Below are 3,501 nucleotides of genomic sequence, written 5' to 3'. Positions count from 1 at the left end.
GCCTCCGAGGGGTAGCCGTCGCGATCGGCGACCGATCGGCCGGTGCGTCCGGGCAGGGCGCCGATGACGCCGTTGAGCGCGCCGAGCAGCCGTTCGACCACGCCGCCCTGATGCACATTGCCGCGATGCCGCGGGCGGATGGCGATTCCGTAGTCCTTGCAGCCGCGCGCGAAAGCGCCGCCCTTGAACTCCTTGCCGCCATCGACCACGAGGGTCTCCGGCCGGCCGAACATCGGCCAGGCGTAATCCGCCAGGTCGCGCGCGGCGAGCCACGCGTCCTTTGGGCAGAGCGCCTGCGCCATGCAAAGCGCGACTGAAAGTGAACCGCGCCGGGTTTGATGATGTGGAACGGCCCCTCCCTGCTAGCATCGAGGGCGTTGCAAGCGCCGCGATCGGAGGACCCGCGCCATGAGGCAAGTTGGTGTCATCGGCCTGGATTTGGCCAAGCAAAACTTTCAAGTCCACGGCGCCGCCGCCGACGGGACTGTCGCATTCAACCGAAAACTGCGGCGAGGCGATGTTTTGCGCTTTTTTGAAAAGACGCCGCCATGTCTGGTTGCCATGGAAGCATGCGGAGGATCGCATTACTGGGCGCGCGAAATCAGGGCTTATGGCCACGACGTTCGGTTGATCCCGCCAGTTTATGTGAAGCCATTCGTCAAGCGGGGGAAGACCGACGCGGCAGACGCAGAGGCTATCAGCGAAGCGGCGTCCCGGAAAACGATGCGCTTCGTGCCGATCAAGTCGGCGGAGCAGCAGGCGAGCGCCATGATTCTGAAGGTGCGCGCGCTGCTGGTCCGTCAGCAGACGCAGGCGATAAACGCACTCCGCGCACATCTGTCCGAACTCGGCCTGGTCGCTGCGGGCGGCATGGCGAAAGTCGCTGCCCTGATCGAAATCGTCCGCGACGAAAGCGATAGTCGCTTGCCGAAAGCTGCCCGTTTCGCATTGAGTGAGCTCGCGACGCAAATCGAAGCTTTGACCCGTCAGATCGCCAAGATCGAACGGGAAATCGTTGCGGAGGCGAAGCGAGACGAGGATATGCGTCGATTGACGACCATTCCTGGCGTGGGAGCGATTACGGCAGCTTCTGTAAAAGCCTTCGTCCCGGATCCCGCAGGCTTCGTCTCCGGCCGGCACTTCGCGGCTTGGTTGGGGCTGACTCCCAAACCACATTCGAGCGGCGGCAAGGAGCGGCAGGTTGGCATCTCCAAAATGGGCAACGCGATGTTGCGCTCCTTACTCGTGCTCGGCGCCTCGGCCGTCCTGCGGCACTCGAAAAACAAGGCTGAGGGGCCACAATGGATAGCCGCCATGCTGGCGCGTCGACCATTCAAGATCGTCGCCGTCGCGTTAGCAAATAAAATGGCGCGTATCTTATGGGCGCTGCTAACCAAAGGCGGTGTTTACAGAAAAGCTCGTCCAGATGAAGGCTTGGCTCGCGCATAGGCTGGCGCGAAAGCCAAAGGCTGTCCGGCGCAGGCCGGGCGGAAGGCAAGGCGCAAAAAGAGAGACGAAGCTGCGGGGCGAAAACCCGATGCGAATGAGGCCGTTCCGGCAATGCGCTCACAGCGCGCGGGTTTGATTAGGCCCATCGCATCGCGGACTTCATCAAGGCCAGCGGTTAATGACCGCGCTAAACAGGCCGGACATATGACCGCGCCGCTCCCGGAAAGAAGTCACTCGAAAAAGCCTCTTGCCATCGGGGCCGTTCCACATATGCCGGAGGCATTTTCGTTTAAATCAGGCGGCCATGGCGGCCTGATTGTCCAATGCGTAATAACGCGCCTCTGCCTCGGCTGGCGGATGTTTCCGATCGGCTCCAGCAACCGGCGGTGATTGAACCAGTCGACTGATTCGAGCGTCGCGAACTCGACGGCTTCAAAATTGCGCCAGGGGCCGCGTCGATGAATGACCTCCGCCTTGTAAAGCCCGTTGATGGTTTCGGCGAGAGCATTGTCATAGGAATCGCCTACGCTTCGCACTCGATGCCGGCCTCGGCCAGCCGTTCTGTGTACTTAATAGACACACATTGGCTGCGGCGATCGCTATGGTGGACGAGGCCGCCTCCGTGAACGGACCGGCGTTCATGCAGGGCCTGCTCCAGCGCGTCGAGGACAAAGGCGGCCCCAGGTCGAAACATAGGTAAAGTCGGACACCCAGAGCCAGTTGGGGGCCAGAGCCTTGAACTTCCGGTTTTGTCAATCGGCGCGCAAATTTGACCCCCAATGGGCGTCCAAAAATGACCCCTCTGACCGCATAATATTCCAGAGAAGCGCGCGCGCCGGCGCAGCTGGTCGGGGTTGCGCCGCCGGCGCGGGCGCGGTGACGTCAGGCGCGGTTCTTGAAACGCCAGCTTTCATTGCCGGTTTCGACGATGTCGCAGTGATGCGTGAGCCGATCGAGCAGCGCGGTCGTCATCTTGGCGTCGCCGAAGACGCTCGGCCAATCGCCGAAGGCGAGATTGGTCGTGACGATGATCGACGTGCGCTCGTAAAGCCGACTGATCAGATGGAACAGCAGCTGGCCGCCTGACTGGGCGAAGGGGAGATAACCGAGTTCGTCGAGGACGATGAAGTCGAGCCGCGTCAAATAATCGGCAAGGCGGAGCTTGCGAACCTGGCGGAGGGGAATGGCGAAGGCCGTGGCGACGGCCTCTTCGGTCCAGTTTTCGGAAGCAAGGGATTCGATCGAGCGCCACAAATCGACGGGAGACATCGGCACCTGGATGATGTTTTCCGCGACGGCGCGGATATTGTCGAGCGGATCGGCCGGTTTGACGAGAATCGCCAGCTCCTTCAGCTTGTTGGCGATGGCGGTGCGAACGCGGCGGCGGCCGGAAACGATGGTGAGCGAACCGTCCTCTTCCTGCGAGAACAGGGGAGGCTGAATGAAGCCGATCGCCTTGGCGTTCGCTTTGAGAGCGGCGTCGGACATGCGATCCGCCGGGACTTGGCGGGGATCCTTATTGTCGGAGAATTTCAGGGTTTTGGGATCGACGATGCGCAGTTCGATATTCTTTTCCATAAGTCCTGCTCCTGCTGGTCTTGTTTCGATATTTCTTTCCGAAACAAGATTTTCAGGAGCGCGGACGCGCGGCTGCGGCAAAGGCGGCGCTGGCGCCGGGATTCGGACGGACCAGCGCAGCGGCCGGACGAACCCACCCTTTGCGGCGGGCGCGTGGACTGTGCTGACATGCTTCCATTTTTATTTATCTTGGCGCGATTTCGCTCGATTGGACTATCCTCGGCGGCTCGTGATCAGTACGCGACGTGACTGACGTTCTCGCGCCCACGCCAACCAGATCACGCAATGGAAGGGCCAGCTTCTTGAAGGCGCGGCCGGGGTCTTCGGGCATGGCGGGAGCGAAGCTTCCGCGCCAGTTGTCGATTTGAAGGCTCTGCATGCCAAGATCGGAGAGTTGGCGCTGGAGAACGATTTTTTGGCAGGCGCGCTCACCAAAGCGGGTTTGCTGAGCGCAAAACGATGATCGACAGGGAT

General features: G+C 61.3%; 1 protein-coding gene and 5 pseudogenes. 2 read left to right on the top strand and 4 right to left on the bottom strand.

Annotation, left to right across the window (positions count from 1 at the left end; all coding sequences use genetic code 11):
• A pseudogene (locus tag QZY01_RS13800) lies at window positions 1-320 on the bottom strand (transposase); the annotation flags it as partial.
• Between the two features lie 88 nt (window positions 321-408).
• On the opposite strand from QZY01_RS13800, the gene QZY01_RS13795 reads away from it, so the two are divergent.
• Window positions 409-1,449 carry an IS110 family transposase gene (locus QZY01_RS13795; RefSeq protein WP_294537956.1) on the top strand — a complete coding sequence of 347 codons (1,041 nt, stop codon included), beginning with the start codon at window positions 409-411 and terminating at the stop codon, window positions 1,447-1,449.
• A gap of 294 nt (window positions 1,450-1,743) precedes the next feature.
• On the opposite strand, the pseudogene QZY01_RS13790 reads toward QZY01_RS13795, so the two are convergent.
• From QZY01_RS13790 to QZY01_RS13780, 3 pseudogenes are all read right to left on the bottom strand, one after another.
• A pseudogene (locus QZY01_RS13790) lies at window positions 1,744-2,198 on the bottom strand (IS3 family transposase); the annotation flags it as partial.
• A gap of 133 nt (window positions 2,199-2,331) precedes the next feature.
• Window positions 2,332-2,616, bottom strand: a pseudogene (locus tag QZY01_RS13785) (ATP-binding protein); the annotation flags it as partial.
• 147 nt (window positions 2,617-2,763) lie between these two features.
• A pseudogene (locus tag QZY01_RS13780) lies at window positions 2,764-3,027 on the bottom strand (ParB N-terminal domain-containing protein); the annotation flags it as partial.
• Window positions 3,028-3,292: 265 nt separating this feature from the next.
• Here QZY01_RS13780 and QZY01_RS13775 point away from each other — a divergent pair.
• Window positions 3,293-3,501: pseudogene (locus QZY01_RS13775) on the top strand (IS3 family transposase); the annotation flags it as partial.

Origin of the sequence: uncultured Rhodoblastus sp., assembly GCF_903903185.1 — a bacterium.
GTDB lineage: Bacteria > Pseudomonadota > Alphaproteobacteria > Rhizobiales > Beijerinckiaceae > Rhodoblastus.
The sequence above is the reverse complement of the archived record's forward strand: the minus strand, read 5'-3'. Positions and strand labels throughout refer to the sequence as shown.

Excerpts from the sequence above, each read along its gene's own strand:
- QZY01_RS13795 (WP_294537956.1), top strand. The coding sequence starts at position 409 with ATGAGGCAAGTTGGTGTCATCGGCCTGGATTTGGCCAAGCAAAACTTT.